Origin of the sequence: Streptomyces deccanensis (genome assembly GCF_022385335.1) — a bacterium.
In the GTDB taxonomy this organism is placed as follows: domain Bacteria; phylum Actinomycetota; class Actinomycetes; order Streptomycetales; family Streptomycetaceae; genus Streptomyces; species Streptomyces deccanensis.
On the sequence record NZ_CP092431.1, the window covers coordinates 7,330,534 to 7,356,743 of the forward strand.

23 protein-coding genes are annotated in these 26,210 nt (G+C 70.8%); 15 read left to right on the forward strand and 8 right to left on the reverse strand.

The genetic code is table 11. The annotated features are described in order from the left end of the window. Nucleotides 1-51: 51 nt before the first annotated feature. Together L3078_RS32650 and L3078_RS32655 are read right to left on the reverse strand one after the other, a co-directional pair. A complete protein-coding gene (locus L3078_RS32650; protein WP_239757511.1) occupies nt 52-1,422 on the reverse strand; it encodes an aspartate aminotransferase family protein in 1,371 nt (456 codons plus the stop codon). A gap of 13 nt (nt 1,423-1,435) precedes the next feature. Then, nucleotides 1,436-1,960 (reverse strand): Lrp/AsnC family transcriptional regulator, encoded by a 525-nt coding sequence (locus L3078_RS32655; RefSeq protein ID WP_239757512.1) that lies wholly within the window; start codon nt 1,958-1,960, stop codon nt 1,436-1,438. A 177-nt stretch (nt 1,961-2,137) separates the two neighbouring features. Between L3078_RS32655 and L3078_RS32660 the strand changes: the two genes are divergently transcribed. Beyond that, the gene (locus tag L3078_RS32660; protein ID WP_239757513.1) at nt 2,138-3,574 is read left to right on the forward strand and encodes a gamma-aminobutyraldehyde dehydrogenase; all 1,437 of its coding nucleotides are present in this window, start codon (nt 2,138-2,140) and stop codon (nt 3,572-3,574) included. 96 nt (nt 3,575-3,670) lie between these two features. Continuing rightward, entirely contained in the window at nt 3,671-4,828 is a 1,158-nt protein-coding gene (locus tag L3078_RS32665) for an ABC transporter substrate-binding protein (RefSeq protein WP_239757514.1), read from the forward strand. A gap of 83 nt (nt 4,829-4,911) precedes the next feature. Here L3078_RS32665 and L3078_RS44675 read toward each other — a convergent pair whose 3' ends face one another. Beyond that, on the reverse strand, nt 4,912-5,040 hold the full coding sequence (locus tag L3078_RS44675) for a hypothetical protein (protein WP_275593184.1): 129 nt from the start codon (nt 5,038-5,040) through the stop codon (nt 4,912-4,914). On the opposite strand from L3078_RS44675, the gene L3078_RS32670 reads away from it, so the two are divergent. The 4 genes from L3078_RS32670 (at nt 5,023) to L3078_RS32685 (ending at nt 9,124) form a co-directional block, all read left to right on the forward strand. Beyond that, nucleotides 5,023-5,760 carry an MBL fold metallo-hydrolase gene (locus tag L3078_RS32670; protein ID WP_239757515.1) on the forward strand — a complete coding sequence of 246 codons (738 nt, stop codon included), beginning with the start codon at nt 5,023-5,025 and terminating at the stop codon, nt 5,758-5,760. The two genes, L3078_RS44675 and L3078_RS32670, sit on opposite strands and share 18 nt — an antisense overlap. Nucleotides 5,761-5,981: 221 nt before the next feature. Beyond that, entirely contained in the window at nt 5,982-6,641 is a 660-nt protein-coding gene (locus L3078_RS32675) for a YceI family protein (protein ID WP_239757516.1), read from the forward strand. Nucleotides 6,642-6,726: 85 nt separating this feature from the next. After that, complete coding sequence (locus L3078_RS32680) at nt 6,727-7,272, forward strand: hypothetical protein (protein WP_239757517.1); 546 nt, start codon at nt 6,727-6,729, stop codon at nt 7,270-7,272. A 157-nt stretch (nt 7,273-7,429) separates the two neighbouring features. After that, nucleotides 7,430-9,124 carry a sigma-70 family RNA polymerase sigma factor gene (locus L3078_RS32685; protein ID WP_239757518.1) on the forward strand — a complete coding sequence of 565 codons (1,695 nt, stop codon included), beginning with the start codon at nt 7,430-7,432 and terminating at the stop codon, nt 9,122-9,124. Nucleotides 9,125-9,182: 58 nt separating this feature from the next. On the opposite strand, the gene L3078_RS32690 is transcribed toward L3078_RS32685, so the two are convergent. Next, nucleotides 9,183-9,887 (reverse strand): glycerophosphodiester phosphodiesterase, encoded by a 705-nt coding sequence (locus L3078_RS32690; RefSeq protein WP_239757519.1) that lies wholly within the window; start codon nt 9,885-9,887, stop codon nt 9,183-9,185. A 26-nt stretch (nt 9,888-9,913) separates the two neighbouring features. Then, nucleotides 9,914-11,017, reverse strand: coding sequence for an adenosine deaminase (locus L3078_RS32695; protein ID WP_420864126.1), 1,104 nt, complete (start codon nt 11,015-11,017; stop codon nt 9,914-9,916). A gap of 205 nt (nt 11,018-11,222) precedes the next feature. Here L3078_RS32695 and L3078_RS32700 point away from each other — a divergent pair, with 205 nt between their 5' ends. Beyond that, nucleotides 11,223-12,443, forward strand: coding sequence for a DUF4190 domain-containing protein (locus L3078_RS32700; protein ID WP_239757520.1), 1,221 nt, complete (start codon nt 11,223-11,225; stop codon nt 12,441-12,443). Between the two features lie 99 nt (nt 12,444-12,542). Here the strand turns inward: L3078_RS32700 and L3078_RS32705 are convergent, their stop codons facing one another. Continuing rightward, the gene (locus L3078_RS32705; RefSeq protein ID WP_239757521.1) at nt 12,543-13,115 is read right to left on the reverse strand and encodes an NADAR family protein; all 573 of its coding nucleotides are present in this window, start codon (nt 13,113-13,115) and stop codon (nt 12,543-12,545) included. Nucleotides 13,116-13,327: 212 nt separating this feature from the next. Here L3078_RS32705 and L3078_RS32710 point away from each other — a divergent pair, with 212 nt between their 5' ends. From L3078_RS32710 to L3078_RS32740, 7 genes are all read left to right on the forward strand, one after another. Continuing rightward, on the forward strand, nt 13,328-14,863 hold the full coding sequence (locus tag L3078_RS32710; protein WP_239757522.1) for a gamma-aminobutyraldehyde dehydrogenase: 1,536 nt from the start codon (nt 13,328-13,330) through the stop codon (nt 14,861-14,863). Between the two features lie 82 nt (nt 14,864-14,945). Further along, on the forward strand, nt 14,946-16,190 hold the full coding sequence (locus tag L3078_RS32715) for a polyamine ABC transporter substrate-binding protein (RefSeq protein ID WP_239757523.1): 1,245 nt from the start codon (nt 14,946-14,948) through the stop codon (nt 16,188-16,190). Between the two features lie 8 nt (nt 16,191-16,198). Then, the gene (locus L3078_RS32720) at nt 16,199-17,359 is read left to right on the forward strand and encodes an ABC transporter ATP-binding protein (RefSeq protein WP_239757524.1); all 1,161 of its coding nucleotides are present in this window, start codon (nt 16,199-16,201) and stop codon (nt 17,357-17,359) included. Next, nucleotides 17,359-18,306 (forward strand): ABC transporter permease, encoded by a 948-nt coding sequence (locus tag L3078_RS32725; RefSeq protein ID WP_239757525.1) that lies wholly within the window; start codon nt 17,359-17,361, stop codon nt 18,304-18,306. Before L3078_RS32720 ends, L3078_RS32725 begins: the two co-directional genes overlap by 1 nt. Next, nucleotides 18,307-19,107, forward strand: coding sequence for an ABC transporter permease (locus tag L3078_RS32730; RefSeq protein ID WP_239757526.1), 801 nt, complete (start codon nt 18,307-18,309; stop codon nt 19,105-19,107). It abuts the gene before it with no gap. 30 nt (nt 19,108-19,137) lie between these two features. Next, entirely contained in the window at nt 19,138-20,556 is a 1,419-nt protein-coding gene (locus L3078_RS32735; protein ID WP_239757527.1) for an NAD(P)/FAD-dependent oxidoreductase, read from the forward strand. Nucleotides 20,557-20,756: 200 nt separating this feature from the next. Continuing rightward, nucleotides 20,757-21,209: a hypothetical protein gene (locus L3078_RS32740; protein WP_086800168.1), complete on the forward strand. Its 453-nt coding sequence runs from the start codon at nt 20,757-20,759 to the stop codon at nt 21,207-21,209. Between the two features lie 128 nt (nt 21,210-21,337). On the opposite strand, the gene L3078_RS32745 is transcribed toward L3078_RS32740, so the two are convergent. Continuing rightward, a complete protein-coding gene (locus L3078_RS32745) occupies nt 21,338-22,024 on the reverse strand; it encodes a phosphatase PAP2 family protein (RefSeq protein WP_239757528.1) in 687 nt (228 codons plus the stop codon). Between the two features lie 400 nt (nt 22,025-22,424). Then, on the reverse strand, nt 22,425-23,759 hold the full coding sequence (gabT, locus tag L3078_RS32750) for a 4-aminobutyrate--2-oxoglutarate transaminase (protein WP_239757529.1): 1,335 nt from the start codon (nt 23,757-23,759) through the stop codon (nt 22,425-22,427). Nucleotides 23,760-24,030: 271 nt separating this feature from the next. Between gabT and L3078_RS32755 the strand changes: the two genes are divergently transcribed. Continuing rightward, nucleotides 24,031-26,178 (forward strand): ATP-binding protein, encoded by a 2,148-nt coding sequence (locus tag L3078_RS32755; RefSeq protein ID WP_239757530.1) that lies wholly within the window; start codon nt 24,031-24,033, stop codon nt 26,176-26,178. Nucleotides 26,179-26,210: the final 32 nt, after the last annotated feature.

The window sequence follows — 26,210 nt, forward strand, 5'->3', positions numbered from 1 at the left end:
CGTCGCCGGAGGGCCTTGTCGCCGCAGAGCATCGGTGCCTCGGTGCCGTGACTACAGCAGCGTCCACGCCTCCGTCAGCGTCGCGCGCAGGATCTGCTCGATCTCGTCGAAGGTCGACTGGTCGGAGATCAGCGGCGGGGCGAGCTGGACGACCGGGTCGCCGCGGTCATCGGCACGGCAGTAGAGGCCGTTCTCGAACAGCTTCTTCGACAGGAAGCCGTAGAGGATCCGCTCGGTCTCGTCGTCGTCGAAGCTCTCCTTCGTCGCCTTGTCCTTGACCAGCTCGATTCCGTAGAAGTAGCCGTTGCCGCGGACGTCGCCGACGATCGGCAGGTCGTGGAGCTTCTCCAGCGTGGACCGGAAGGCCGCCTCGTTGTCGAGGACGTGCTGGTTGAGCTTCTCGCGCTCGAACAGGTCGAGGTTGGCGAGGCCGACGGCCGCGGAGACGGGGTGGCCGCCGAAGGTGTAGCCGTGCAGGAAGGTGTTGTCGCCCTTGTAGAAGGGCTCGGCTATGCGGTCCGAGACGACGCAGGCGCCGATCGGGGAGTAGCCCGAGGTCATGCCCTTGGCGCAGGTGATCATGTCGGGGACGTAGCCGAACTTGTCGCAGGCGAACATCGTGCCGAGCCGGCCGAAGGCGCAGATGACCTCGTCCGACACCAGCAGCACGTCGTACTGGTCGCAGATCTCGCGGACCCGCCGGAAGTAGCCGGGCGGCGGCGGGAAGCAGCCGCCCGCGTTCTGCACCGGCTCCAGGAAGACGGCCGCGACCGTCTCGGGGCCCTCGAAGAGGATCTGCTGCTCGATCTGGTCGGCGGCCCAGCGGCCGAAGGCCTCCGGGTCGTCGCCGTGGATCGGGGCGCGGTAGATGTTGGTGTTCGGGACCTTGTGCGCGCCCGGCACCAGCGGCTCGAAGGGGGCCTTCAGGGCCGGCAGGCCGGTGATGGACAGGGCGCCCTGCGGGGTGCCGTGGTAGGCGACGGCGCGGGAGATGACCTTGTACTTGGTCGGCTTGCCCTGGAGCTTGAAGTACTGCTTGGCGAGCTTCCACGCGGTCTCGACCGCCTCGCCGCCGCCGGTGGTGAAGAAGACCTTGTTCAGATCGCCGGGCGCGTGGGAGGCGATACGTTCCGCCAGTTCGACGGCCTTCGGGTGGGCGTACGACCACACCGGGAAGAAGGCCAGCTCCTGCGCCTGCTTGAACGCGGTCTCCGCGAGCTCGGTGCGGCCGTGGCCCGCCTGGACCACGAAGAGACCGGCGAGACCGTCGAGGTACCGCTTGCCCTTGTCGTCGTAGATGTACGTGCCCTCGCCCCGGACGATGGTGGGGACCGGGGAGTTCTCGTACGAGGACATGCGGGTGAAGTGCATCCACAGGTGGTCGTACGCGGTCTGGCTGAGGTCCTTGGGGCTCACGGTCATCGCGTCCTCACGGTTATCGGGTTCCCCACATGTAGGTCTGCTTCTTGAGCTTGAGATAGACGAAGCTCTCCGTCGATCGCACGCCGGGCAGGGTCCGGATGCGCTTGTTGATGACCTCCAGGAGGTGGTCGTCGTCCTCGCAGACGATCTCCGCCAGCAGGTCGAAGGAGCCGGCGGTGATCACGAGGTACTCCACCTCCGACATGGCCGTCAGCGCGTCCGCCACCGGATCCAGGTCGCCGTCGACGTGGATGCCGAGCATCGCCTGGCGCCGGAAGCCCACGGTGAGCGGGTCCGTGACGGCGACGATCTGCATCACGCCCTGGTCGAGCAGCTTCTGCACGCGCTGGCGCACCGCCGCCTCGGAGAGGCCGACGGCCTTGCCGATCGCGGCGTACGGCCGTCGGCCGTCCTCCTGCAGCTGCTCGACGATGGCGAGGGAGACGGCGTCCAACTGAGGAGTGCCGTTCCTGGGCTCCCGGGAGTCCCTGGAGTCCTTCGGGTCTGCGCTTCGACTGGCCACGGCCTCACTGTGCACGACGTCTCGACAGTTCCGCAAGCCTCAACCGATGAAATTCGTTGTTTACGAGGTCGTAGCTTGCGGATTTCGCAGTCAGCGAGGTGTCAGGGGTGTTGAAAACGTGGGGTGGCGGATTAGGGTGGTGTCTCAAAGGATGGACACCCCAACCTGGACACCCAACCTGGAGGGCCGGCAGTGAGCACCGAGCTGCGTCGTCTGCGCAACTACATCGATGGTGAATTCCGTGACGCCGTCGACGGACGGACCACCGAGGTGGTCAACCCCGCGACGGGCGAGGCCTACGCGACCGCGCCGCTGTCCGGACAGGCCGACGTCGACGCGGCGATGGCCGCCGCCGAGGCCGCGTTCCCGGGCTGGCGGGACACGACCCCGGCCGAGCGCCAGAAGGCCCTGCTGAAGATCGCCGACGCCTTCGAGGAGCGGGCCGAGGAGCTGATCGCGGCCGAGGTGGAGAACACGGGCAAGCCGATCGGGCTGACCCGCTCCGAGGAGATCCCGCCGATGGTGGACCAGATCCGCTTCTTCGCGGGCGCCGCGCGGATGCTGGAGGGGCGCTCGGCCGGCGAGTACATGGAGGGCATGACCTCGATCGTGCGCCGCGAGCCGGTCGGCGTCTGTGCCCAGGTCGCGCCCTGGAACTACCCGATGATGATGGCCGTGTGGAAGTTCGCGCCGGCGATCGCCGCGGGCAACACCGTCGTGCTGAAGCCGTCGGACACCACGCCCGCGTCGACCGTCCTGATCGCCGAGATCATCGGGTCGATCCTGCCCAAGGGCGTCTTCAACGTGATCACCGGCGACCGTGACACCGGCCGGCTGATGGTCGAGCACCCGATCCCGGCCATGGCGTCCATCACCGGGTCCGTGCGGGCCGGTATGTCCGTCGCCGAGTCCGCGTCCAAGGACCTCAAGCGGGTCCACCTGGAGCTGGGCGGCAAGGCGCCGGTCGTCGTCTTCGCCGACACCGACATCGCCAAGGCCGTCGAGGACATCTCGGTGGCGGGCTTCTTCAACGCCGGGCAGGACTGTACGGCCGCGACCCGGGTCCTCGTCCAGGAGGGCATCCACGACGAGTTCGTGGCGGCGCTCGCCAAGGCGGCGGCCGAGACGAAGACTGGGCAGCCGGACGACGAGGACGTGCTCTTCGGTCCGCTGAACAACCCCAACCAGCTCAAGCAGGTCGCCGGGTTCATCGAGCGGCTGCCGGCCCACGCCAAGGTCGAGGCCGGTGGCCACCAGGTCGGCGAGAAGGGGTACTTCTACGCGCCGACCGTCGTCTCCGGGCTGAAGCAGGACGACGAGATCATCCAGCGGGAGGTCTTCGGGCCGGTCATCACCGTGCAGTCCTTCTCCGACGAGGGACAGGCCGTCGAGTGGGCGAACGGCGTGGAGTACGCGCTGGCCTCGTCGGTGTGGACGAAGGACCACGGGCGGGCCATGCGGATGTCGAAGGCGCTGGACTTCGGGTGTGTGTGGATCAACACGCACATCCCGCTGGTCGCCGAGATGCCGCACGGCGGGTTCAAGAAGTCCGGGTACGGCAAGGACCTGTCGGGATACGGGTTCGACGACTACACGCGGATCAAGCACGTGATGACGTCGTTGGACTGAGGGTTCGTCGACGGCTGAGGGTTGGTTGTGGCTGGTCGCGCCGTTCCCCGCGCCCCTTTTGGGCTGCCTTCGGCCCATCAGGGCGCGGGGGTCCCCGTGTTGACGCGTCGCTCCCTGCTGGGCGCGGCCGCGTCTCTCGGTGTGCTGACCGGGTGCGGTGTGCCCGCCGCCTACGTGGCGCCGGGCGACCGGGCCGGGGTCGATCTCTCGGCCCGCGACAAGCGGCTGAGCTGGTCGAACTGGCCCCTCTACATCGACACGGACGACGAGGACGACACCCGGCGGCCGACCCTGGAGGCGTTCGAGGAGCGCACCGGGATCGCCGTCGACTACGTCGAGGAGATCAACGACAACGACGAGTTCTTCGGCAAGATCAGCCCGGCGCTGATGAACCACCAGCAGACCGGCCGTGACCTCGTGGTCGTCAGCGACTGGATGTGCGCCCGGTTCGTACGGCTCGGATGGGTGCAGGAGATGGACCGGGCCCGGCAGCCGAACGTCAGCCGCCATCTGGATCCGCAGCTCCGGTCGCCCGCCTTCGACCCCGGCCGGGCCTTCACCGTGCCCTGGCAGTCGGGGATCACCGGTATCGCGTACAACCGGCGGAGGGTGGGCCGCGAGATACGCCGGGTCGCCGACCTGTGGGCGGACGACCTCAAGGGGCGGGTCACCCTGCTCTCCGGTCTGGACGAGGCGTTCGCGCTGCTGATGCAGGGCAACGGTGTCGATGTCACGCGCTGGACGGCGGACGACTTCCACACCGTCTGCGACCAGGTCGCCTCCCGCGTCCGGCGCGGCCACATCCGCCGCTTCACGGGCAACGACTACATCAAGGACCTCTCCAGTGGGGACGTCCTCGCCTGCCAGGCCTACTCCGGGGACGTCATCCAACTCCAGGCCGACGACCCGGACATCCGGTTCGTCGTTCCCGAGGAGGGCGCCGAGCTCTGGTCCGAGTCCCTGATGATCCCCAACCTCGCCCGCCACAAGACCAGCGCCGAGCGCCTGGTCGACCACTACTACGACCCCGAGGTGGCCGCCGAACTCGCGGCCTGGGTCAACTACGTCTGCCCCGTCCCGGCGGCCCGCGACGTCCTGGCCTCCGCCAAGGACGAGGAGACCGCCGCCCTCGCCGAGGACCCCCTGATCTTCCCGGACGATGCCATGCGCGCCCGGCTCGCCGTCGCCCGGGACATCACGTCCGGGGAACGCCGTGAGTTCGCGCGCCGGTGGAACGGGATCGTGGGTCTGTAGGGCGGGCGCCGGCGAGTCGGGGGAGCGGTGGGGCGCGCCCGGGGGCGCCGGGGCGAGCGGGGAGCGTGCCGGGGGCTGACGGGTCACTTCGGGGTGGTGCCGGCGTTGGAGAGGGCGGGGACGGCGGCCGCCTCGTCCGCGTCGTCGTCCTCGCCCCCGTCGTCCTCGTCGGTGTCGAACGCAGGAGGGCCGTCATGCGGCTGACCGACCATGTCACGCTCGTCGCCAGCGGAGCGTACGGATTCGATCTCAGCGACCCGCTGGACTGCCATGTCTATCTGGTGCGGGGCACCCGGCACAGCGCGCTGGTGGACGCCGGAGCCGGATGGTCCGCCGAGGCGATCGTGCGGGCCGTGCGTGCCACCGGCGCCGACCCCCGGCATCTCCTCCTCACCCACGGCCACGCCGACCACGCGGGCGGAGCCGCCGCGCTCGCCGAACGGCTGCCCGGGCTGCGCGTGCTGGCCGGTGCCGAGGCCAGGGGGTGGATCGCGGCGGGCGACGAGGCGGGCGTCAGCCTGGACCGGGGGAAGGCGTCGGGGTACTACCCGGCCGACTACACCTTCGCCCCCTGCCCCCGGGTCGAGGCCCTGCCCGACGGCGCGGAGATCGACCTCGGCGGCGGCGTGGTCCTGCGTGCCGTCGCGACGCCCGGTCATGCCGACGGCCACCTCTGCTATCACCTGCGCACGCCCGGCCACCAGGCTCTCTTCTCCGGGGACTGTGTCTTCACCGGGGGCCGCATCTCGCTCCAGAACCTGCACGACTGCCGGGTCCCCGAGTACGCGGCCAGTCTGCACCGGCTGGCCGCCCTTGATGTGGACGCGCTGTTCCCCGGTCACCACGAGGTCTCGCTCGCGCGGGCCGGCCGGCACCTGGAGGCCGCCCGCGACACCCTCGCCCGTGGACTGCTGCCGAGGAGCACGACCTGACTCCGCGCGACGGGCACGCCGTGGCCACTCCGTACGACTCCGTTTCTCTTCGGGGCGTTCCGGGGCGAATTGCGGCGGGACATTCGTGACGGCCCTGTGGAGATAATGCAACTGTCTATCGCGCGGTGGCGTTTTATCGGCTTTTCGGGGTCGATTCGGGCCTGACGGATCCGCCGACAAAGGGTTGCGGCACACCCCGCCGTGCCGTAGTTACGTGAATCATGAACCTGTTCACCCGTGCTGCGTCCCTGCGCCGCCCGGCAGCCCCCACAGCCGCGCAACTCCCCCACGAGTCCGCGGCATTCGCTCCCGACGGCACGACCGACCCCGCCCTCGCGATGCTGACCGGCGAATGGATGATCGACGCGGCGCACAGTCGTATCGGTTTCTCCGTCCGGCACGCCCTGGTCACGACCGTGCGCGGGGCGTTCACCGAATATCAGAGCCGCCTCTATTTCGACGGCCGCGATCCCTCGCGTTCACGCGCCGAGATAGTGCTGTCCACCACCTCCGTCGACACCGGTGTGGAACAACGCGACGCCCATCTGATGGGCCGCGATTTCCTGGATGCCGCGACTTATCCGCGTATGCGTTTCGTCAGCACCGCGGTGCGGCTCGTCGGCAACGATGTCTACCGCATGGCCGGTGAACTCACGATCAAGAGCATCACCCGCCCCGTCGATCTGGAACTCACCTACATAGGGCACGTCATGGACCCGTTCGGATACGAGCGGGTCGGTTTCGACGGAACCACCACCATCAATCGTTCCGAATGGGGCCTCACCTACAACCAACGGCTCGCGGAGGGCGGCGCCATGGTGAGCGAGAAGGTGCGCCTGCAGTTCGACATTGCCGCGATCCGCTCGATCCCCGGCGGCTGACGGTCCGACGCGTTTCCCGAGGGGCCCGGCATCTGTGCCGGGCCCCACTTTTGAACACGTTCAAGTGGGGGCGTACGCTCACCTCATGAGCGACAGAGCCGCCCTGCTGAAGGGCATCCGTGCGTGGCTGGTCTTCTTCGTGGTCTGTCTGGTGCTGAGCGGCGCCACGGCCTTCCCCCTGGTCCACGAGCTGCGCTGGACCGAGGAGTTGTTGCGGTCGCTGTCCGTCGGGGAGTACCTGCCGGCGCTCGTCGAGTGGATCGAGCGCGTACGGGCGGGGCTCGACCAAGCCGACGCCGAGTACCCCTTCCTCCTGTACGGCACGGACTGGCTGGCCTTCGCGCACCTGGTGATCGCGGTGTCCTTCTACGGCCCCTACCGCGACCCGGTCCGCAACATCTGGGTCATCGAGTTCGGCATGATCGCCTGCGCGGGGATCATCCCGCTGGCCCTGATCTGCGGGCCGATCCGGGACATCCCCTTCTGGTGGACCGTGATCGACATGTCGTTCGGCGTCCTCGGGGTGATCCCGCTGTACGTCGTGTGGCGGCGGATCAAGCGGCTGGAGGCCCTCACCGGCGGATGGGACCGGAAAACTGTTATCCCCGCCGCCTCCACACCGTCTCCCTAGGCACCCCTGTCTCCCCACATACAGGAGCGAGCCGTATGAGCAGTGTGCGCGGTGTGATCTCCGCCTCGGAGGTTCCCCATGTCGGAGCGATGGCTGAGAAGGTACGGAACACAGCCGAGTGAACAGGGTGAGCCCAGCGGGACCGAAGGGGACGTACGTGGACGGGCGGCAGTGGCGCTCCACCATCGCGGCCGCGCAGGCGGGGGACCGGCGCGCCCTCGACGAGCTGGTCGAGGGCTGGTTGCCGCTCGTCTACAACATCGTCGGCCGGGCCCTCAACGGCCACGCCGACGTCGACGACGTCGTGCAGGAGACCATGCTGCGCGCCGTCGGCAACCTCGACACGCTGCGTGATCCGGACAGCTTCCGGTCCTGGCTGGTCGCGATCGCGATGCGGCAGATACGGGACCGGGCCCGCCGCCGCACCGCCGACCAGCTCGACGACCACGACGCCCACGATGCCGCCGACTTCGCCGAACTGACCGTGCTGCGGCTGCAGTTGGAGGGACAACGCAAGGAGGTCGCGGAAGCGGTCCGCTGGCTCGACGACGAGGACCGGCAGCTGTTGTCGCTGTGGTGGCTGGAGGTCGCGGGCGAACTCACCCGACGCGAACTGGCCGCCGCCGTCGGCATCAGCCGGCAGCACGCCGCCGTACGCGTCCAGCGGATGAAGGCCCGGCTGGAGACCGCGCGCGGCATCGTCCGCGCCCTCGACTCCTCCTGCTCCGACCTGGGACGCGTCACCGCGCGCTGGAGCGGACAGCCCGACTCGGTGTGGCGCAAGCGCATCGCCCGGCACATCCGGGGCTGCGCCCGCTGCGACGGTCACGGCCGCCCCGGCGAGGTCGTCGTCCCCGCCGAACGCCTCCTCGTCGGGCTCGCCCTGGTCCCCGTCCCCGTCGGCTTCACGCTGTCCCTGGCGTTCGGCGGCAAGACGGCCGTGGCGGCGACCGCGGCGACCGCCTCCGTGGGTTGGTCCGCCAAGGTGATCGGCCTCCTCACCAAGCCGGTCGTCGCTGTCTCGGCCGGCGCGACGATCGTCGCCGGGGGCGCGTACGTCGTGACGCAACCCCCGGTCGACCGGCCGGCGCAGGCAGCCCCGTCGGCGATGAGCACGGCCCGTGGCCCCGCGGCTCCGGTGCCCCGGCCCCCGTCGCCCTCCTCGCTGTCGTCGTCCCCCTCGCCCTCGGCCTCCCCGTCGGCCACGAAGAAGAAGGCTCCGCGGGACCTGTACGGCACCGTCGTCGACGTGGCGGACGCGGCACCGGACCCGGACACCCCGCCCGCGGCCCTCCCTCGGCGGCCCGAGTCCGGCATCACCAGCAGCGGTGGCGCGCGGACCGTGATGAACCACCGCGGCAACCAGGTGACGTTCACGGGACAGGGGTACGTCCTGGTGCGCTGGCAGATCTCGCCCCAGTACCGGCCGGGCGGTCTGGTCATGCCGGCCTGGACCGGCCTCGACGGCAAGCTCTTCCACGTCGCCTCGGGCGGCGGCCGCCGCATGGACGACCCGACCTCCGCCGACGGGAAGACCTCGGGCATGGGCGGCCCCGACACCGGCTACACCGTCCTGCCCGACGGCACCCAACAGATGTGGCAGAACGAGTACTTCTACCTCGACGGCACGGTCACCCTCGTTCAGAACGAACGCGGCGCCGACTACGGCATCACCGTGGCGCCCTCCAGTTGGGACGCCGTCACCGAGGACATCACCGTCGGACCCGAGCGGGGGGCCATCCGCTACGGCCTCGTCCGCGACGACGGCAAGGACTCGGCGCCGGTGCCGCAGTACGTCACCCGCGAGAAGCCGAAGGACGCGGCGACCGTGCCCCAGCGGTCCGAGGTGTAGCCGCGTCCGTGCCGGCGGGGGCGGGGGCGGGCCGCTGATCGCGTGGCCCCCCGCTCCCTCAACGGGCCGGACGCACCTCACCGGTGGCCCTGAGGGTGCACAGGGCGTCGATCCGGTTGGTGGTGATCGAGTCGACGCCCCAGGAGAGCAGGCGGCGCATGGAGCGTCGGGTGTCCGGGGTCCAGGCGGACAGGAGGTAGCCGTCCCGGTGGACGCGCTCCGCCAAGGGGCGGGTGAGGAGGCCGAAGCGGTAGTTCAGCCAGCGCGGCCGGATCGCGTCGAGGAGGGCGGGACGCGGTGGCGCGGAGGTCTTCCAGGTGAGGGCGAGCTCGGCCGCGGGGGCGGCGGCGCGGACGGCCAGCACGGTCCGCGGGTCGGCGCTGTAGTAGACCCGGTCCTCGGCATCGCACTCCCGTACGACGCCGAGGATCTGCCGCACCGCCCGGGGGTTCACCGCACCGGGCAGGTCCACCATGACGCGGCTGCCCCCGGTGGCGAGCAGCGCGTCGGCCAGCGTCGGCACCCCGTCGGCCGTCAGCCCGCGCAGCTCCGCGGCGGAGAGCGCGGCCAGCGGCCGGTCCACCTCCCAGAGCCGGTTCAGCGTCGAGTCGTGGAGCAGGACCGGCACCCCGTCACGGGTCGTGCGTACGTCGAACTCGACGGCGTCCGCACCCAGTTCGAGCCCGGCCCGCAGGGAGTCGAGCGTGTTCTCACGGTGGTGGTAGGGGGCGCCGCGATGGGCGACGGCGGTCACGGTGCGCATGTGATGGTTTCTTGGTGCCGATCGGGTCAGGGGGTCAGCCAGGCCGAGGTGTAGGTGTCGATCTCGGCGGTCACCCGGGCCTTGCCGGGCTCGTCGAGGAAGGACGCGTCCACGGCGTTCCTGGCGAGCGCGGCCACGCCCTGCTCGTCGAGGTCGAGGAGGCGCGCGGCGACCGCGTACTCGGTGTTCAGGTCGGTGCCGAACATCGGGGGGTCGTCGGAGTTGACGGTGACCAGCACGCCGGCCCGCACGAACTCCTTGATGGGGTGCTCGTCGAGGGTGCGGACCGCCCGGGTCGCTATGTTCGAGGTCGGGCAGACCTCCAGGGGGATCCGCCGCTCGGCGAGATGGGCCAGCAGCTTCGGGTCGCGGGCCGCGCTGGTGCCGTGGCCGATGCGCTCCGCGCGCAATTCGTTGAGCGCGTCCCAGATCGTCTCGGGCCCTGTGGTCTCGCCGGCGTGCGGCACGGAGTGCAGGCCGGCCGCGATCGCCCGGTCGAAGTGCGGCTTGAACTGCGGCCTCGGCACTCCGACCTCGGGCCCGCCGAGCCCGAACGACACCAGCCCCTCCGGCCGCAGCCGGTCCTCGGTGGCGAGCCGCAGGGTCTCGTCGGCCGCGGCCGTCCCCGCCTCGCCGGGAACGTCGAAGCACCACCGCAGCACGGTCCCGAACTCGGCCTCCGCCGCTTTCCGGGCGTCCTCGATCGCGTCCATGAAGGCCCGCTCCTCGATCCCGCGACGGGTGGAGGAGTACGGCGTGACGGTCAGCTCGGCGTAGCGCACCTGCTGCCGGGCGAGGTCCCGCGCCACCTCGAACGTCAGCAGCCGGACGTCCTCCGGGGTGCGGATCAGGTCGACGACGGACAGATATACCTGGATGAAGTGGGCGAAGTCCGTGAACGAGAAGTAGTCCGCGAGCGCCTCGGGGTCCGTGGGCACCTGGGAGTCGGGGTGGCGGGCGGCCAGTTCCGAGACGATACGGGGGGAGGCGGAGCCGACGTGGTGCACGTGCAGTTCGGCCTTGGGCAGACCGGCGATGAAGGCGTGCAGATCGCGGGTGCCGGGAGCGGCGGCGGTGTCGGCGACGGCGGGGCTCAGGGGCACGCCCTGCGCGGTGCGGTGGTCGGTCAAGGTTCCTCCCCGGGAACGGCGTCCGCCCAGGACCGTGGTCCGCCGCGGGGGACGCGGGTGATCGGCTGATCGATGACTCGGGGATCATCGTAGGCGGCCGTCCGCACGTCGATCCCCGGGCCTTAGCATGACCGAACGTACAGCTGCTCGCGTACGACGGAAAAGCGACGCAGAACGGCACGGAACGTCACAGGGGGACCCGCTCATGTCAGCCGACGAGGCACCGATTCCGGACACACCCAACGCCCCACGGCCGGGCCGGTGGGCACCCCCACAGGGCGACGCCGAGCTGTCGCCGACGGTGGTCGACGGCGCCACCCTCCCGACGGTGACCGATGACGCCGCCCCGCTGACGGTGGTCGACGGTGCCGAGCTCCCGACGATGATCGACGACGCCGTGCCGCTGACGGTGGTGGACGGTACGACGCTCCCCACGGTGACCGAGGACTCTGCCCCGTCGCCGTCGCCGTCGCCGTCGCCGTCGCCGTCGCCGTCGCCGTCGAGTGACAGTGCGGAACTGCTGACGGTGGCCGACGGAGTGCCCCTGACGACCGCGCCGGACGCCGTCCCGCAGCCCGAGGACGCGATACCGACCCCGACGCTCGCCGAGGCGCCCGCTGGGACACCGACCCCGACGGTCGCCCTCGACAAGCCGAGCGTCCCGAGCGAGCCGACCGCTTCCGTCGCCCCCGCGCCTCAGGCCCCGCACGACCCCTGGGCCGCACCGGCCGACACCCCGGCCCATGGCAGCCCCGCGCACACGCCGACCCCCGCGCCGCAGCCCTGGGCGGGCCCGGGGGCGTTCGCACCCCCGGGTGACCGGCAGCAGCCTGCGACGGCGTCCGCCCCCAACCCGTTCGCCCCGCCCGCGCCCGGCGCACCTCACGCGTCCTACCCGCCGCCCGCGGCCGCCGCGCCCTACGCGACCCCCGGTGCGGCCGTTCCCCCTCCGCCCATCGGTCCCGAAGGTCCGGGGCAGGTCCCGTACGGCTACTCCCCGCACCCGGCGTACCCCGGTGTCCACGCGCACCCCGGCGCCGGCTATCCCGCTCCGGGCGCGGGCTACGCCTGGCCCCTGTTGGCGCCGCCGCCGAGCAACGGCATGGGGATCGCGGCGATGGTGCTCGGTATCTGCGCCGCCGTGTTCTTCTGCCTCTGGCCGCTGGCGATCCTGTTGGGGGTCATGGCCATGATCTTCGGCTTCATCGGACGGGCCAAGGCGCGCCGGGGCGAGGCGACGAACCCCGGGCACGCGCTGGCCGGGATCATCTGCGGAGTCGTCGGCATCCTGCTCGGCATCGGCTTCGTCGTCCTCCTCGTCCTGGCGGCCGAGAACGACGACTTCGACTCGGACACCGACCCCTTCGACGACGGCTACTCCACGTCACTGTCCCTGGTGCTGCCGAGGGGAGAAGTCGCCCTGTAGCTCTGGGAGAACGCGCTCCGAAGGGTGGCGCGCCCGAAGGGGCGCGGGGAACTGCGCGACCAGCCACAACGCACCCGCAGTCGCCCGCTCACCGCCGTGTCACCCCCGGACGGCGCCCCCGCCGGCCAGTCGCTCCCGCGCCGCCATCAGCGCGAACCCCAACAGATTGGGGCCCCGCCACCGCGCGGGGTCCATCGCGCGCTCGTCGTCCGCCGCGAGGCCGATGCCCCAGATCCGGTCGACGGGGCTGGCCTCGACGAGCACGCGGCCGCCCGTGCCCAGCAGGAACGCCCGCAGGTCGGCGTGGGCGGCGAACTTGTGGACGCTGCCCTCGACGACGACGCCGAAGCGCTCCCGCTGCCACAGGGCGTCGTCGAAGCCGCGCACCAGCCGTCCGACCTTCTTGGCCTGCGCGGGGCTCGACGCGGCCACCGCCTTGCGCTCCGCTTCCGGATCCCCGAAGAGACGGGCCTTCGAGGCCATCATCCAGTGCTCCGCCGTCGCGTACTCCACGCCGTCCACCGTGAACGGCGACGGCCACCACTGGCTCAGACAACTCGCGCCGATCCGGCCGTCCGGCAGGGGACGGTGACCCCAGAAGTGCAGGTACTTGACCCTCGCCCCCGCGCGGACCGCTTCCGTCAGCGTGTCCCAAGAATCGATCTTCTCCATGCCGACGAGTCTGGCAGGCACCACTGACACACCGTCCTCGATTTCCTGTGTCGACTGGACACCTGGTCGACAGATTCCGTCGCGTAACCAAAAGGCAACAACGGAATCACTTGTTGGCGCCGCATGGCTCTGTCAGGATCGGCACTCAAATCGAGCTGGAGCTACGCCACCCGCCCTCGAGGACAGAGGGGGCACCGGCGGAGGAGAGCGACATGCAGAACCCGGGCACCGCCACCCCGGACCGATTCCCCGCACAGGACCGCTTCGCGGTCGGCGCGCAGTTCATCGCCGGCCGCCCGACCAAGGGAACATCGGGCCGCACCCACACGGTCGTCGACCCCGCGACCGGCGACGACGTCCTCACCTACGAGCTGGCCGGCCGCGACGACGTGGACGCGGCCGTCGCCGCCGCAGGCGCGGCGTTCCCCGGCTGGGCGGCCACCACGCCCGGCGAGCGGTCGGACGCGCTGCACCGTTTCGCCGCGGTCCTGGCCGACCGGGCGGAGGAGTTCGCGCGGGCCGAGTCCCTGCAGTGCGGCAAGCCGCTCAAACTGACGCGCGAGTTCGACGTACCCGGCACCATCGACAACACCGCTTTCTTCGCGGGTGCCGCCCGCCACCTCCAGGGCCAGTCGGCCGGCGAGTACTCCGGGGACCACACCTCGTACGTACGCCGGGAGCCCATCGGGGTCGTCGGGTCCGTCGCGCCCTGGAACTACCCGCTCCAGATGGCCGCGTGGAAGATCCTCCCGGCGATCGCCGCGGGCAACACGATCGTCCTGAAGCCCGCCGAGCTGACCCCGCTCACCTCGCTGCTCTTCGCGCAGGCCGCCACGGACGCCGGCATCCCCGACGGTGTGATCAACATCGTCACCGGCACCGGCAGGGAGGCCGGTGAACACCTCGTCGGCCATCCCGATGTGGTCATGACCTCCTTCACCGGGTCCACGGCCGTCGGCAAGCGCGTCGCCGAGGTCGCCACCGCCACCGTCAAGCGCATCCATCTGGAGCTCGGCGGCAAGGCACCGTTCGTGGTCTTCGACGACGCCGACCTGGAGGCCGCCGTCCACGGCGCGGTCGCGGGCTCCCTCATCAACACCGGCCAGGACTGCACGGCCGCCACGCGCGCGTACGTGCAGCGGCCCCTGTACGAGGAGTTCGTCGCGCGGACGGCCGCCCTGATGGAGACCGTCCGGCTCGGCGACCCCTTCGCCCCGGGCACCGACCTGGGCCCGCTGATCTCGCACGCGCAGCGCGACCGGGTCGCCGGGTTCGTCGAGCGGGCACGCGCGTACGCGCGCGTGGTCACCGGTGGTGAGGCGCCCGGGGGCGAGTTGGAGAGCGGCGCTTTCTATCGGCCCACGCTGATCGCGGACGCCGCGCAGGACAGCGAGATCGTCCAGGCGGAGATCTTCGGCCCGGTGCTCGTGGTCCTGCCGTTCGACAGCGACGACGAGGGCATCCGCCTCGCGAACGACACCCCGTACGGCCTCGCCGCCTCCGCCTGGAGCCGGGACGTCTACCGGACGGGCCGTGCCACCCGGGAGATCAAGGCCGGGTGCGTGTGGGTCAACGACCACATCCCGATCATCAGCGAGATGCCGCACGGCGGCTACAAGGCCTCCGGCTTCGGCAAGGACATGTCCACGTACTCGTTCGAGGAGTACACCCAGATCAAGCACGTCATGTTCGACAATACGGCGATCGCCAGGAAGGACTGGCACCGCACGATCTTCGGGGACCGCTAGTCAGCCCGGGGACCGGCCGCCCGACCCCCGGCCGGTCCCGCCCACCCTCCCGAAAGGGCACCTCCGAAAGGGCACCACGCGCATGGAGCAGTACGAGCCCGACCGCCTCTCACCGGCCCAGGTGGCCGCCGTGCGGCGCAGCCTCACCCACGGCAGGGCCGCGCTCAGCCGCCGTTCACTGCTGCGCGCCGGAACGGGCGGCGCACTCGCGGTCGGCGGGCTCGGGGCGCTCAGCGCCTGCGGCATCCCCGCGGCCAAGAGCACCTCGGGCGGCTCGTCCGAGGACCACTCGGCCAAGGAGAAGGAGGTCAACTTCTCCAACTGGACCGAGTACATGGACGTCGACGACAGCGGCAAGCGCCATCCCAGCCTGGACCAGTTCACCCGCCGCACCGGCATCAAGGTCAAGTACACCGAGGACATCAACGACAACGTCGACTTCTTCGGCAAGATCAAGCCGCAGCTCGCCGCCGGCCAGGACACCGGACGCGACCTCATCTGCGTCACCGACTGGCTCGCCGCCCGGCTGATCCGCTTCGGATGGGTGCAGAAACTGGACGCGTCCAACCTGCCGCACGCCTTCACGAACCTCTCCCAGCAGTTCCGCGACCCGGACTGGGACCCGGGGCGGGCCTACTCGTATCCCTGGCAGGGCATCTCGACCGTCATCGCCTTCAACCGCAAGGCCCTGGACGGCGAGGAGGTGAGGTCCGTCTCCGACATGCTCGACAACCCCAAGCTCAAGGGGCGCGTCGGCTTCCTCTCCGAGATGCGCGACAGCGTCGGGATGACCCTGCTCGACATGGGCAAGGACCCGGCGAAGTTCTCCGACGACGACTACGACGCGGCGATCGCCCGCCTCCAGAAGGCCGTGGACAAGGGCCAGATACGCCGCTTCACCGGCAACGACTACACCTCGGACCTCACCAAGGGCGACTTCGCGGCCTGTATCGCCTGGGCCGGTGACGTCGTCCAGCTCAAGGCCGACAGCCCCGACGTCGACTTCGTCATCCCCGACAGCGGCTACATGACCTCGACCGACAACCTGCTGATCCCGAACAAGGCCCGGCACAAGACCAACGCCGAACGGCTCATCGACTACTACTACGAGCCGAAGCCGGCCGCCGAACTCGCCGCGTACATCAACTACGTGTGCCCGGTCGACGGTGTGCGGGCGGAGCTGGCCAAGATCGACCAGGACGCGGCGAACAACCCGCTGATCATTCCCGACGCGGCCATGGCAGCCAAGTCCCACGCCTTCCGCTCCCTCAGCCAGAAGGAAGAGACGGCGTACGAAGAGAAGTTCGCGAAGCTGACAGGGGCGTGAGAAGGACGATGACCAGCAAGAAGACGACGGAGCACGGCAGCGGTGACGTCCGCCTCTCCGGCATCGGCAAGACCTACGGCTCCTTCACCGCCGTGCACCCGCTCGACCTGACCGTGCCGGAAGGTTCCTTCTTCGCCCTGCTCGGCGCCTCCGGCTGCGGCAAGACCACCACCCTGCGCATGATCGCCGGCCTGGAGGAACCTTCCTGCGGAAGCGTCCGGCTCGGCGACCAGGACGTGACGAACCTGCCCCCGTACAAGCGGCCGGTGAACACCGTCTTCCAGTCGTACGCCCTCTTCCCGCACCTCGACATCTTCGAGAACGTCGCCTTCGGCCTGCGCCGGCGCGGCATCAAGAGCGTGAAGAAGCAGGTCGAGGAGATGCTGGAACTGGTGCAGCTCGGCGAGCAGGCCCGCAAGAAGCCGCACCAGCTCTCCGGCGGCCAGCAGCAGCGCGTCGCCGTCGCCCGCGCCCTCATCAACCACCCCAAGGTGCTCCTCCTCGACGAGCCGCTCGGCGCCCTCGACCTCAAGCTGCGCCGCCAGATGCAGCTGGAGCTCAAGCGCATCCAGACCGAGGTCGGCATCACCTTCATCCATGTCACGCACGACCAGGAGGAGGCCATGACCATGGCCGACACGGTCGCCGTGATGAACGGCGGCCGCGTCGAGCAACTCGGCTCGCCCACCGATCTGTACGAGAACCCGCGGACCACGTTCGTCGCCAACTTCCTCGGCACCTCCAACCTCATAGAGGCCGAGGTCGACTCCACGAGCGGCGAGGAGATCGTCGTGAAGGCGGGTGACAGCAAGCTCGTCCTGCCCGAGGCGCGATGTTCCGCGCCCACCCGGACCGGCGGCAAGGTCCTCGTCGGCGTACGCCCCGAGAAGATCACCCTCACCCACGCGGACGACGCCGGGGAGATCCCGGTCGGCCGCAACCGCGTCACCGGCCGGATCGCCGCGACCAGCTTCATCGGCGTCTCGACGCAGTACGTGATCGACGGCTCGGTCTGCCCCGAGTTCGAGGTCTACGCGCAGAACATCGACCGCGACACCCGGCTCGTCCCCGGCGCCGACGTCGTCCTGCACTGGAGCCCCGCGCACACGTTCGGCCTGGACGCCGCCCAGGACATCGACGCGGGCGTGGACGAGGGGGCGGCCGTCTGATGTCGACCGGAACCCTCACCGAGGCCGAGGCACCACCGCCCCCACCCCTCGCACCCGTCCCGGCCACCGGCAAGCCGCCCCGCAAGAGGGGCCGCTGGACGCCGTACCTGCTGCTCGCGCCCGGTCTGATCTGGCTGCTGGTCTTCTTCGCGATGCCGATGGTCTACCAGGCCTCCACGTCCGTGCAGACGGGCTCCCTGGAGGAGGGCTACCAGGTCACCTGGCACTTCGCGACGTACTGGGACGCGCTGAGCGAGTACTACCCGCAAGCCCTGCGCTCGGTGCTCTACGCGGGCACGGCGACGGTCCTGTGCCTGCTGCTCGGCTATCCGCTGGCGTACCTGATCGCCTTCCGGGCCGGCCGCTGGCGCAATCTGATCCTGATCCTGGTGATCGCGCCCTTCTTCACCAGCTTCCTGATCCGCACCCTCGCCTGGAAGACGATCCTGTCGGACGGCGGCCCGGTCGTCGGCGCCCTCAACACGCTGCACGTCCTGGACGTCACCAGCTGGCTCGGCCTCACCGCCGGGGACCGCGTGCTCGCCACACCGCTCGCCGTGGTCTGCGGCCTCACGTACAACTTCCTGCCGTTCATGATCCTGCCGCTCTACACCTCCCTCGAACGCATCGACGGACGGCTGCACGAGGCGGCCGGCGACCTGTACGCCAAGCCGTTCACCACCTTCCGCAAGGTCACCTTCCCGCTCTCCATGCCGGGTGTCGTCTCCGGGACCCTGCTGACCTTCATCCCGGCCAGCGGCGACTACGTGAACGCCGAACTCCTCGGCTCCACCAACACCCAGATGATCGGAAACGTCATCCAGAGCCAGTTCCTGCGGATCCTCGACTATCCGACGGCGGCGGCGCTCTCCTTCATCCTCATGGCCGCGATCCTCCTCATGGTCACGGTCTACATCCGTAAGTCCGGGACGGAGGATCTGGTTTAAATGGCCTTCGTCAATTGGCTCAAGCACCGGCTCGTCGTCATCGCGGGACTGCTGACGCTCGGATATCTCCTCCTGCCGAACATCGTCGTCACGGTCTTCTCCTTCAATCAGCCCAAGGGCCGTTTCAACTACGAGTGGCAGGAATTCTCCACCGCCGCCTGGACCGACCCGTGCGGGGTCGCCGACCTGTGCGGCTCGCTCTCGCTCAGCCTCCAACTGGCCGCCTGGGCGACCCTCGGCGCCACCGTCCTCGGCACGTTGATCGCCTTCGCCCTGGTGCGGTACCGCTTCCGCGCGCGCGGCGCCGTCAACTCGCTGATCTTCCTCCCGATGGCGATGCCCGAGGTCGTGATGGCCGCCTCGCTGCTCACCCTGTTCCTCAATCTGGGTGCTCAGCTGGGCTTCTGGACGATCCTCATCGCGCACATCATGTTCTGCCTCAGCTTCGTCGTGGTCGCCGTCAAGGCACGCGTGATGTCGATGGACCCGAGGCTGGAGGAGGCCGCGCGCGATCTCTACGCGGGGCCCGTCCAGACCTTCGTCCGGGTCACCCTGCCGATCGCCGCACCCGGAATCGTGGCGGGCGCGCTGCTCGCCTTCGCGCTCTCCTTCGACGATTTCATCATCACCAATTTCAACGCGGGCTCGACCGTCACCTTCCCCATGTTCGTCTGGGGTTCGGCGCAACGCGGCACACCCGTCCAGATCAATGTCATCGGTACGGCCATGTTCCTCGTCGCCGTACTGTTCGTGGTGGCCGGAATGGCCGTCACCCACCGCAGAAAGCGCCAGAAGGCGTAACTTCCGATAACTCTGTAGGGAGTTGAAATCATGGCCCCAAGCGCCATGAACCGTTGGACAAAGTCTCTCTCCGACGCACAGCCGGTCCCGTACTGGCTCGAAGACCCGGGCAAGCCCCACCCCGAGCCCGCGCTCACCGGCGCCGAGACCTGCGACCTGTTGGTCGTCGGCGGCGGCTACAGCGGACTGTGGACCGCGCTGAACGCCAAGGAGCGCGACCCGGGACGGGACGTCGTCCTGCTGGAAGGCCGCGAGGTGGGCTGGGCCGCCTCCGGCCGCAACGGCGGCTTCTGCGCCGCCTCGCTCACCCACGGCCTGGCCAACGGCCTCGCCCGCTGGCCGGACGAGATCCACAAGCTGGAGGAACTGGGCGCCCGCAACCTCGACGAGATCGAGGCGGCGGTCGCCCGCCACGGCCTGGACTGCGACTTCGAACGCACCGGCGAGATCGACGTCGCCACCGAGCCGTACCAGGCCTGGGAGCTGCGCGACTGGTACGACGAACTCGCCCGCAAGGGACTCGCCGACGGCATCGAGTTCCTGGACGCCGACGCCGTCCGCGACCAGGTCGCCTCACCCACCTTCGAGGCCGGCCTGTACGACCGCCGGGGCGTGGCCATGCTGCACCCCGCCAAACTCGCCTGGGGCCTCAAGCGCGCCTGTCTGCACCTCGGCGTCCGGGTCTACGAGCACACGCCCGCGCTGAACCTGAAGGCGTACGGCACCGGGATGGCCGTCCGCACCCCCTACGGCCAGGTCCGTACCCGGCAGGTGGCGCTCGGCACCAACATCTTCCCCAGCCTGGTCAGGCGCGTCCGCGCGTACACCGTCCCCGTCTACGACTACGCCCTGATGACCGAGCCGCTCACCGCCGAGCAGCTCGCGTCGATCGGCTGGAAGAACCGGCAGGGGCTCGGCGACTCGGCCAACCAGTTCCACTACTTCCGGCTCAGCGCCGACAACCGGATCCTCTGGGGCGGCTACGACGCGGTCTACCCGTACGGCGGCCGGGTGCGCGCCGAGTACGACGACCGGCCGGAGACCTACGCCAAGCTCGCCGGGCATTTCTTCACCTGTTTCCCGCAGCTGGAGGGCGTCCGGTTCACCCACGCCTGGGGCGGCGCCATCGACACCTGCTCGCGCTTCTCCGCGTTCTTCGGCACCGCCCACCAGGGCAGAGTCGCCTACGCGGCCGGCTACACCGGGCTCGGCGTGGGCGCCACCCGGTTCGGCGCGGACGTCATGCTGGACCTCCTCGCGGGGGAGCGCACGGAGCGCACCGAACTGGAGATGGTGCGCAAGAAGCCGCTGCCCTTCCCGCCGGAGCCGTTCGCCTGGACGGGCATCGCCCTCACCAAGTGGTCCCTGGCCCGGGCCGACTCCCACGCGGGCCGCCGCAACCTGTGGCTGAAGGCCATGGACCGGCTGGGGCTGGGCTTCGACAGCTGAGGACGCGGGGACCGGAAACCGCGGTCGACGGGGCGTGCGGGCGTACTCGTGATCAACAGGCGTACGCCTGTCGGACCGCGTTACGCCATTCACCACCAAGAAGTGGTCGGAACCCGCGTAATGCCCGGCCGGAACCTCTGTCTGTGCTCCTGACGCGAAACCGCGTCCGCAGGAGCTCTAGAGAGAGGAAGGTCCCTGTCATGACTGGGGCCAAGACGGCGGTCGAGTGGCTGGCATCCGTGTCACCGGATCCCGAGGCCTGCCGCTGGGAGTGGGAGCGCAACCCCCTGGGGGTCGCCCTGCTGCCGGCCGGCAGGGCCTGGGACGTACTGATCCTGCCGGGCGAACTCGGCTATCCCACGCTCGACGTCCTGACCCGCATCATCGATCAACCCGGGCCCGTGCTCGTCGACTTCGGCGACGACCGCATGGGGTTCTTCGTGCCGCCGGGCACGGCGACCCGGTGGCTGGGCACGGGGGTGCGCAGCGCGGGCGGCGGCACCTGGATCGTGGTGCCGTACCCGGGCCGGCAGACCGGCGGTGTCCGCTGGCTGATCCCGCCGGACGGCAGCGGCACCCTCACCGACCCGGCCCTCCTCGAACTGGCGATGCACGAGGCGGCGGCGAACCTGGCGAGGGACGAGGACCGGTAGCCGGGGCCCATCACCCCGTCTCGTGACGCGCGGCCGTCCCCCGGCCGCACCGCGCTCTCGTCGGCCGCCCGTGCGGCCGACGCGGCAGCGGACATCGAACAGGCGCCGGCGGAGGTCGCCGACGAACGTCATCCGTGGCGGCGCCGCACCCCGAACCACAGCGAGGAGAGCAGCAGCGCGCACACGCACCAGCTCGCGACCACGTCGAGCGGCCAGTGGTAACCCTGGCGCACCAGGCCGAAGCCGACCCCGATGTTCACGACGACCGCGAGGACGACGACCGCGCGGCGCACAAGCACGCCGCGCAGCCAGGGCCGCAGGAGCAGGACGGCGGCGCCGTACGCGACGGCGGCGGTCGCGGTGTGACCGGAGGGGTAGAAACCCGTGCCGGGTCCCATGATCGGCGGGCCGGACCGGGCGACGAGCTCCTTCAGCGGGACGACCCAGAGAGGCACCAGGGCCATGAGGAGGGCCGCGGCGGCGGAGGGCCCCCACCAGTGGTCCCGACCGGTGGTACGCGTGCGCCACGCGACGAACAGGAGCACCAGGGCGAGAACCGGGACGGCGACCGTGATGTTGCCGAGGTCGGCCAGGAACTGCGTGGGGGCGCCCCGGTGCACGAGGGAGTCGCTGAGGCGTTCGTCCAGACGGGCCAGCGGGCCGCGCGCGAGGACCTGCCAGGTGATCAGCGCGAAGAGAAGGGCCGGGGCGCCGCCGAGAAGGAGGAGAGCGACGCTGCGGCCCGAGGGGGTGGTCGGCCGTCCTCGAACAGGGGGGGTGGTTCGAGGACGGCCGTCCGGATCGGTGTGCCGCACGCCCCGGGGGGTTTGGGGCGGGCGGCCATCCGATCGGTGAGGAGATCCGGAGCCGGAAGCTCCGGGTGTGTGCGCGAGGGCACGACCAGGGCGAAGCTGGGGAGGCCCCGACCCGGTGTCACCCACAGTCCCCTGTGGGCGGGGTGTATCTCTCATCTGCGTCAGAACCTACGGCAGGGAGCGCCGCGACGACAGGCGGAATCGCGACCCGACATGCACCTTGCACACCTTCTTCACGCGCTCTGACGCTTGTCCACAGGGACCGGAATCCGGGATGGGATTCCGGTTCCGCCGCGCCTCCTAGGAAGCGTGGGACGCCGGGGACGGGTGGGGGGTTCCGTATGCGAGCGCCCTGCGTGACAGGGTGCTCGCACACACGTCCGGCGGTCCCGGACGTGTGTCAGATACGGGTGAACGCCTGCTCGATGATGTCGAGACCCTCGCCCAGGAGGTCGTCGCCGATCACGAGCGGCGGCAGGAAACGCAGGACGTTGCCGTAGGTGCCACAGGTCAGGACCAGCAGCCCCTCCTGGTGGCAGGCCTTGGCCAGCGCGGCGGTCGCCTCCGGGTTCGGCTCCTTGGTCGTACGGTCCTTGACCAGCTCGATGGCGATCATGGCGCCCCGGCCGCGGATGTCACCGATGACGTCGAACTTCTCGGCCATGGCGGTGAGGCGCGCCTTCATCGTCGCCTCGATGCTCTTCGCCCGGGTGTTGAGGTCGAGCTCCTTCATCGTCTCGATCGAGCCGAGGGCGCCCGCGCAGGCGACGGGGTTGCCGCCGTAGGTGCCGCCCAGGCCGCCCGCGTGCGCGGCGTCCATGATCTCCGCGCGGCCGGTGACGGCGGCGAGGGGGAGACCGCCGGCGATGCCCTTGGCGGTGGTGATCAGGTCCGGGACGATGCCCTCGTCCTCGCACGCGAACCACTGGCCGGTGCGGCAGAAGCCGGACTGGATCTCGTCGGCGACGAAGACGATGCCGTTGGCGGAGGCGAACTCGCGGATCGCGGGCAGGAAGCCCTTGGCCGGCTCGATGAAGCCGCCCTCGCCGAGCACCGGCTCGATGATGATCGCGGCCACGTTCTCGGCGCCGACCTGCTTGGCGATCTGGTCGATCGCCTGCGCGGCGGCCTCCGGGCCCGCGTTCTCGGGACCGGTCGGCCAGCGGTAGCCGTACGCCACGGGCACGCGGTACACCTCGGGCGCGAACGGGCCGAAGCCGTGCTTGTACGGCATGTTCTTCGCCGTCAGCGCCATGGTGAGGTTGGTGCGGCCGTGGTAGCCGTGGTCGAACACGACCACGGCCTGGCGCTTGGTGTACGACCGGGCGATCTTCACCGCGTTCTCGACGGCCTCGGCGCCGCTGTTGAACAGCGCGGACTTCTTGGCGTGGTCGCCCGGGGTGAGCTCGGCGAGGGCCTCGGCGACCGCGACGTACCCCTCGTACGGGGTGACCATGAAACAGGTGTGCGTGAAGTCCTGGAGCTGGGCGGTCGCGCGGCGGACCACGGCCTCCGCGCTCGCGCCGACGCTGGTGACGGCGATGCCCGAGCCGAAGTCGATCAGCCGGTTGCCGTCGACGTCCTCGATGATGCCGCCGCCCGCGCGCGCGGTGAACACGGGCAGCACCGACCCCACGCCCGCCGCGACGGCGGCGACACGACGAGCCTGCAGTTCCTGGGACTTCGGTCCGGGGATGGCGGTGACTACGCGGCGCTCCTGGGGAAGTGCGCTCATGTGGGGCTCCTGGGGTGGTGCGGACGACGTGGCTTCCTTTCTCGCAGGCTAGGGCGGGGGCCAGTGGCTGGGCATGCTCCATGTGGGCGTTGTCTGGTGTTCGTCTTGTCCGGGTTGGACATGGAGGAACGGTGGCACGGGTGTGCGCCCGGCCGCGTAATACGGTGAGCACACGGGTCCACCCGGCCGCGTAAACGGTGAACTCCCCATGCGGGAGCGTTAGATTGGCTCGCTGATGGTGGACGGAACGGCTGGTCAGGGGGCAAGCGCGATGAACAGCGACGGGACGCGGGACGCGCGGGGCACACATGCGAATCCTGTGCCGCGTCCGGCGGGGTCGCCGGAGATGCCGACGGTGCCTCCCGTGCCGCCGATGCCCGCGGGGGCTCCGGGCGCGCCAGGTGCGCCGGGGGTTCCGCCCAGGCCGGACGGGAACGCCTTTCTGTCCTGGCTGCGGACGCCCCGGCCCGACGCGGCGCCCGGAGTGTGGCGCTTCGGGCACCGGCCGCGGCCTGCGGAGGAGCCGGAGACCGTCCCCGCCCGGCAGTTGCTCGGCGGCGCCCTGATCGCCTTCCTCGTCGGCTGGCTGATCTGGTCCCTGCTCTGGAACGGCTACCTCGGCGGCTGGTGGCTGGTGCCGCTCTACGCGATGATCCCGGACTCCTGGGCGCCGGCCCACTCCTACTCCGCCGTGGTCCTCAGCTACGTCTGGTACGCGGTCGTCGCCGTCGCGATCATGATCGGTGTGGGCCGCCTCGGCCGCTGGGGCGAGGTCTGGCGCCGGTACGGCGCCCCGCGCTTCCGGCAGCCGAGGGAACGGCAGGTCGTACCGCCGCCGCAGGACGACCCCGCCCAGTGGAATCAGCTTCGGGAGGCCGGGGCCGGGGAAGCCGCGGAGCGGCTGGTGGCCGAGGCGGGGGCCGGGCTGATGCGGGACGTGGACCACGCGCGGATCATGCGTGCGTGGCAGGGCGTACGCAGCGGCCGGCACAGTCTGGCGACGTTCACCGGCGCCGTGCTGAAGGACGGGGCGGCCGCGTGCCTGCACCCCTCCGGAGAGCGGGACCTGCCCGCCCGGCTGGCCAAGCACGACCTGGTCACCGGGCAGGTCCGCCTGGGCGGCACCGTCGACGACCCGCGCAACCCGTACGCCTACCGCGGCACGGGCCTGGCCCTGGGCCCCGAGCTGCTCGGCACGTCGCTGCTGGCCGTCGGGCCCGCCGGGTCGGGCAAGACGGGCAGTGTCGTCTGGCCCGTCGCCGAGTCGCTGTGTCTGCACGCGCTCGCCGGGCGGGCCGCGGTGGTGGTCGTGGGGGCGGCGGGCGCGGGGCTGGGGCCGGCCGACGCGTACGACGTCGTCGTGCGGATCGGCAACCCGGAGTCCGTGTACGACCTCGACCTCTACGGCGGGACCACCGATCCCGACGAGGCGGCGGCCGTGCTCGCCGAGGCGCTCGTCGGCGATCTCGCCGACCCGCACCCCGGCGGCGACAGCCGGCGCTCCACCACGGTCCTCGCCCAGCTGCTCGGCCCGTTCCGTGCGGTGCACGGACGCTTCCCGTCGGTGCCGCAGCTGCGGCAGCTGCTGGACGGCGCCCCCGGCCCGCTGGCCGAGCTGCGCGCGGCCCTCCAGGACGCCGGGCAGGAGTCGCTGCTGCGGGAGCTGGACGCGCGCGAACGCCAGCTCGGGCACCCCGGGGACCTCGGGAGCGTCCTGGCGGACCGGGTCGCCCTGCTCGACCGGCCCGCCTTCGCCGCATTCTTCGACACCTCCGGCCAGTCCCGGCCCTTCTCCCTGCGGGCCCTCGACCACCCCGTACGGGTCCGGATCGACCTCCCCGAGCGCGGTCACGCCGACGCCTCGCGCATCCTGGCGCGGCTGGTGCTCGCGCAGTTCACCGCGAGCGTCGCGGTACGGGAGGACAAGTCGCTGTTCGCCTGCCTCGTGCTGGACGACGCCACGGGGGCCGTCACACCGGAGGCCGTGCGCGGCATCCAGCGGCTGCGGTCCACCAACGCGGGGGCGGTCCTCACCCTGCGCACCCTCGACGACGTGCCCGGGCCGTTGCGCGGTCCGCTGCTCGGCGCGACCGGCTGCCGGATGGCACTGTCCGGGCTCACCCCGTGGGACGGGCAGGACTTCGCCGAGGTGTGGGGCAAGGAGTGGACCGAGGCCCGGGACGTCACCGACCGGCAGATCATCGCCGACTCCCCGGCGGGCAAGGCCTGGCACGCGCTGCGCCGGGTCATGACCGGCCACGCCCCCACCGCGCGGGCCGTGACCGTACGGCAGGTGGAGCGGGAGCGGTGGTCCGCGTCCGAACTGGCGCACGGGGTGCCGCCGGGGCACGCGGTGCTGTCGCTGACGAACGTGCGGGGCGAGCACGCGCCGCCGTTGCTGGTGGACCTGCGGGGCTGAGCGGGGCGCGTCGGAGGGCGTCTTGAGGGCGT

Excerpts from the sequence above, each read along its gene's own strand:
- L3078_RS32680 (WP_239757517.1), top strand. The coding sequence starts at position 6,727 with ATGAGCGACAGAGCCGCCCTGCTGAAGGGCATCCGTGCGTGGCTGGTC.
- L3078_RS32725 (WP_239757525.1), top strand. The coding sequence starts at position 17,359 with ATGTCGACCGGAACCCTCACCGAGGCCGAGGCACCACCGCCCCCACCC.
- L3078_RS32740 (WP_086800168.1), top strand. The coding sequence starts at position 20,757 with ATGACTGGGGCCAAGACGGCGGTCGAGTGGCTGGCATCCGTGTCACCG.
- L3078_RS32705 (WP_239757521.1), bottom strand. The coding sequence starts at position 13,115 with ATGGAGAAGATCGATTCTTGGGACACGCTGACGGAAGCGGTCCGCGCG.
- L3078_RS32715 (WP_239757523.1), top strand. The coding sequence starts at position 14,946 with ATGGAGCAGTACGAGCCCGACCGCCTCTCACCGGCCCAGGTGGCCGCC.
- L3078_RS32690 (WP_239757519.1), bottom strand. The coding sequence starts at position 9,887 with ATGCGCACCGTGACCGCCGTCGCCCATCGCGGCGCCCCCTACCACCAC.
- L3078_RS32720 (WP_239757524.1), top strand. The coding sequence starts at position 16,199 with ATGACCAGCAAGAAGACGACGGAGCACGGCAGCGGTGACGTCCGCCTC.
- L3078_RS32710 (WP_239757522.1), top strand. The coding sequence starts at position 13,328 with ATGCAGAACCCGGGCACCGCCACCCCGGACCGATTCCCCGCACAGGAC.
- L3078_RS32735 (WP_239757527.1), top strand. The coding sequence starts at position 19,138 with ATGGCCCCAAGCGCCATGAACCGTTGGACAAAGTCTCTCTCCGACGCA.
- L3078_RS32670 (WP_239757515.1), top strand. The coding sequence starts at position 5,023 with ATGCGGCTGACCGACCATGTCACGCTCGTCGCCAGCGGAGCGTACGGA.
- L3078_RS44675 (WP_275593184.1), bottom strand. The coding sequence starts at position 5,040 with ATGGTCGGTCAGCCGCATGACGGCCCTCCTGCGTTCGACACCGACGAG.
- gabT (WP_239757529.1), bottom strand. The coding sequence starts at position 23,759 with ATGAGCGCACTTCCCCAGGAGCGCCGCGTAGTCACCGCCATCCCCGGA.
- L3078_RS32650 (WP_239757511.1), bottom strand. The coding sequence starts at position 1,422 with ATGACCGTGAGCCCCAAGGACCTCAGCCAGACCGCGTACGACCACCTG.
- L3078_RS32675 (WP_239757516.1), top strand. The coding sequence starts at position 5,982 with ATGAACCTGTTCACCCGTGCTGCGTCCCTGCGCCGCCCGGCAGCCCCC.
- L3078_RS32755 (WP_239757530.1), top strand. The coding sequence starts at position 24,031 with ATGAACAGCGACGGGACGCGGGACGCGCGGGGCACACATGCGAATCCT.
- L3078_RS32700 (WP_239757520.1), top strand. The coding sequence starts at position 11,223 with ATGTCAGCCGACGAGGCACCGATTCCGGACACACCCAACGCCCCACGG.
- L3078_RS32730 (WP_239757526.1), top strand. The coding sequence starts at position 18,307 with ATGGCCTTCGTCAATTGGCTCAAGCACCGGCTCGTCGTCATCGCGGGA.